The 3641-nt window shown below is 67.8% G+C and carries 5 protein-coding genes and 1 pseudogene; 3 read left to right on the top strand and 3 right to left on the bottom strand.

From position 1 onward, the window contains the following. Both VNS22_RS14745 and VNS22_RS14740 read left to right on the top strand, forming a co-directional pair. A partial coding sequence (locus VNS22_RS14745; RefSeq protein WP_325733676.1) for a transposase occupies nt 1–135 on the top strand: 135 nt, incomplete at its 5' end. A gap of 9 nt (nt 136–144) precedes the next feature. After that, nucleotides 145–376, top strand: a pseudogene (locus VNS22_RS14740) (IS481 family transposase); the annotation flags it as partial. 147 nt (nt 377–523) lie between these two features. Here VNS22_RS14740 and VNS22_RS14735 read toward each other — a convergent pair. Next, on the bottom strand, nt 524–1543 hold the full coding sequence (locus VNS22_RS14735) for an SIS domain-containing protein (RefSeq protein WP_325733674.1): 1020 nt from the start codon (nt 1541–1543) through the stop codon (nt 524–526). 15 nt (nt 1544–1558) lie between these two features. Next, on the bottom strand, nt 1559–2284 hold the full coding sequence (locus tag VNS22_RS14730; protein ID WP_325733673.1) for a sugar isomerase domain-containing protein: 726 nt from the start codon (nt 2282–2284) through the stop codon (nt 1559–1561). A gap of 958 nt (nt 2285–3242) precedes the next feature. Between VNS22_RS14730 and VNS22_RS14725 the strand changes: the two genes are divergently transcribed. Continuing rightward, nucleotides 3243–3476, top strand: a complete 234-nt coding sequence (locus VNS22_RS14725) for a transposase (RefSeq protein ID WP_414653364.1) — start codon at nt 3243–3245, stop codon at nt 3474–3476. 27 nt (nt 3477–3503) lie between these two features. On the opposite strand, the gene VNS22_RS14720 is transcribed toward VNS22_RS14725, so the two are convergent. Then, nucleotides 3504–3641: IS3 family transposase (locus VNS22_RS14720; RefSeq protein WP_325733675.1), on the bottom strand; the 138-nt coding region annotated here is incomplete at its 5' end.

The raw sequence follows: 3641 nt of genomic DNA, 5'->3' as shown, positions 1-3641 counted from the left end.
CGCCCTCGATGGGTCGAACGCTTGTGGGCCAGGCTCAAGGAGGGGCGCGCCATCGCCACCCGCTACGAGAAGACCGCCCGCTCCTTCATGGGCGTCCTCTGCCTCGCCGCCTCCCTCGACTGGCTCAAGAACTAACGGGCCTAGGTCGAACGGATGAACCGCATGATCAAGAACGCGACGGTCAAGCGCTATCACTACGACTGCCACGACCAGTTCCGGGCCCATCTGCAGCTGTGCGTCGATGCCTACGACCATGTCCGCTGGCTCAAGACCCTACGCGGCCTTGCCCTACGAGTTGATCTGCCAAGCCTGAGCCAAAGAACCCAATCGGTTCAGGCTCGACCCGTCACACCACCCTCTGGGACCATACAGCTAGAACCGTCCACCAAGCGGGGACCGCCTGCAGGTAGTCCCTGGGCCTGCAGGACCCGAGACAGCCTCTGAGCAGTCCTGCGCGCCGTCGTGACGGCCTGCAAGAGGCACGCCTCTCTACCGCCTTATGACCGGGCCCAAGCTGGAGGCGTCAGAAGGTGCTGGTCACCTTGGATAGGGTGCGCGGCCGGTCCGGGTCGCGGCCGCGGGCCTGCGCGGCACGGGCGATGGCCGGATAGACCAGCTGTAACGCGGCCAAGGGTGCGTTGACCGGATCGATCGATGGGAGGATCCAGTCATCCCCCGGACGGGTGCCGAGCGTCAGGATGTCGGCACCCTGCTGGGCCAACTCGGCCGAAGCCGCCCGGACATCCGGCTCGCTCGGGCCCGGCAGGGCGATGGCCAGCACCAGGAAGCCCGGGCCCACCACCTCGCGGGGACCGTGGCGCACCTCGGCGGCAGACAGCGCCTCGGCGGATAGCCCGCAGGTCTCCTTCAGCTTCAGGGCGATCTCCAGGCCGGCGGCGAGCCCGGCGCCGCGACCGAGCACGAACGCGTTGTGCGCATGAGCCAGCTTCTCGATCGGCAGGTGGTCCGCCCTGCCCACGGCTCCTGCCAGATCATCCGGCAGGCGCATCAACGCCGAACGGAGGGCTGGTCGACCAGCCAGCGCGGCAGTCAGCGCTTGCACCGCGGCCATGGAGCAGATCACCGACTTGGTCGCCGCGACGCTCTGTTCCGGGCCTGCCTGCTGGTCGAGCACGAACCGGGCAGCCTCGGCCAGGGGCGAGGCCGGATCGTTCACCAGCGCCACGGTGCAGGCGCCAGCCAGCCCTGCCCAGCCCATCACCTCGACCACGTCGGCACCCCGGCCGGACTGGGATACCGCCAACAGCAGCGCGTCCTGCACCCGCAGCGGCGCCGCTTCCCGGGTGATCAGGGACGGAGGCAGCGACATGCAAGGCAGGCCCAGCCAGCGGGCAAAGCTCCAGGCGGCGAAGGTGCAGACATGGTCGGAGCTGCCACGGCCCACCGTCACCGCCAAGCCAGGCGGAGATTCGGCCAGTGCCGCGGCAATCGCCGCGATGGCACCCTCCTCGTCCCGGATCAGCCGGGCGACCCGGTCCGGAGCGCTGGCCGCTTCCGCTGCCATCAGGGTACCATCCGCCATGCCATGTCCTCCGCTTCAGAGGCTCCGGTTGCGCCCGCGCCAGACCGCGGCCAGCCGATCGTTATGCGCGTCCGCTCCGGGCAGTGCCGATGCACGCCAGACCGGTGGTGCAACGCCCTGCTCCCGCAGCAGCACAGCCAGCCGCACCGCCAGGAGCTGCAGGATCATCGCCCCGCCGACACTCGAGAAGGCACCGACGCGCAAATCATCGCCCAACGGCACCACCGCGTCGCCTTCCGGCGCGCCATTGTCCAGCACGTGATCGGCCAGGGCGAACAGGGAAACCCGCTCGGGCCGCGTCCCCGCGCAGGCGGGCGAGCCCAGTGCCACCACCACGAGTCCACGCACTTTTGCCAGCCGCGCCACCTCCACCGTCAGCGGCGTCGTCCCACTCGACGAGATCGCGATCAGCACATCGCCTTCGTGCCAATCGTGCCGCTCGACCAGTGCCGGTGCCAGCGCCGCCTGCCGCTCCAGCGCCGTTTCCATGGCGGCTCCCTCGGCGAACGCCAGGACCGGCGAGGCCATCGGCAAGAAGCAGGCCGGCGTGCCGGCGCGGTGATGCAGTTCCAGGGCGAGGCACTGGCCATGCCCTGTACCCATCAACCAGACCGCTCGATCGCGCAGGACCGCCTGCAGGCAGGCTTCGGCCACCGCCTCCAGCTCCGCCCGCCCCGGCCCCGCCAGCCGCGCCGCATGCGCCGTCACATGACGCAGATAGTCGTCGATCGCATTGCTCATGCCGAACGGCCTACCAGGATCCGGCCGGTCCGTCACGGCTGGCTGTCTTTTCACCGGATTGAGCGCGTGTGGCGGACCCTGCAGGGCCCAGATTGGCAATATGTCCATCGATCCATGGCGCCATCGCTGTCTCACCGGCACGAGCGAGGAGGAGCAGGCGTTGATCCTGCCTGACGCCGTCCAAGGATGCCGGGCAGCGCCGACCTGAACTGCGATCGGTGACGCGTTGCCCCGGGTCGCACCGGCCGGCCCCGTCGCTGCGGCTACGGCCAGGGAACTTTCCTATCGATGTGGAGCATCAATCCTGCGGAGTGGTGTCAGCGGCGCTGATGGAACGCGCGGTCTTCGACCAAGCACTGCGGCGGCTGACAGCAGGCACGTCCGAGGCCATGACGCATGACCTGCGCACCGTGCTGTGGCTGGCCGAGGCATGCTGCTGGGCCAGATGCCACCATCCTCCCCAGCCAGCTGCCTCCGCTCAGCACTTCGAGAGCGGTTGCCGAACAGGCGACGACGGGACCGAGCGGCAGGAGGAATCCGCACCGCATGCCGCAGTCGTCACTCTCGGCCGCCTGCTGGTCCGGCGTGTAACCCTGGCGCCGCGCCGACTGCAACCAGCTCGACCAGATCCTACTGGTCAGGCCCTGGCCATCGACGTACATGGCAGTCACCTCGAAGTCCTCATCATTGCCCAGAGCGGCTTCTTGATGCTGCCGAGCAGAAGGGTCTCGAACGGAGCTTTGCCCGGGATGTGTACTTCCGCCGGTTCACCGCGATCACGAGCAAATATCCGCTGGACGGCGCGGGCCTGCAATCGTCGCTGTCGCCACCCTCATGTTTGCCAGGAGTGCGATCATCTTTGGCTCGATCCCTGACATGCCCTAGGGTCCGTTAGCTCCTGAAGTCCGTCCCCATCTGCTATGCCATGAGCAGCAGTTGGATGGATGGGATGACGGTCGTGCTGACGGATAGACAGTGGGCGGTGCTGGCGCCCTTGATCGAGGCGTGCCGCCCGCACCGCAAGACCCAGCACCATGACCTGCGGCGCACCATCGAGGCGATCATCTGGCGCTGCCAGAATGGCGCCAAGTGGCGCAGCCTGCCGCCTGAGTTCGGGCCTCCGTTCAGGTCTCCTGACCTGAACGCCTGCGGCGATGGATCATCCGCCTGCTGGCGGATCATGGTGGATTGATCTTCCCCCGATTTGGCGGACAGTGGGTTAGCTAGTGTTCCGTTCGGCCTGCTCGGGTGTGATATAGCCGAGAGCCGAGTGGATACGCTTTCGATTGTAGTAGCCCTCGATGTAAGCGAACAGGTCACGGCGGGCTTCATCCCGGGTCGCCCAGCACCGCTGGTG

The sequence above is a fragment of the Geminicoccus sp. genome (assembly GCF_035556675.1).
Lineage (GTDB): Bacteria > Pseudomonadota > Alphaproteobacteria > Geminicoccales > Geminicoccaceae > Geminicoccus.
The sequence above is the reverse complement of the archived record's forward strand: the minus strand, read 5'-3'. Positions and strand labels throughout refer to the sequence as shown.

Coding starts and splice junctions, on each gene's coding strand:
- VNS22_RS14730 (WP_325733673.1), bottom strand. CDS start 2,284: ATGAGCAATGCGATCGACGACTATCTGCGTCATGTGACGGCGCATGCG.
- VNS22_RS14735 (WP_325733674.1), bottom strand. CDS start 1,543: ATGGCGGATGGTACCCTGATGGCAGCGGAAGCGGCCAGCGCTCCGGAC.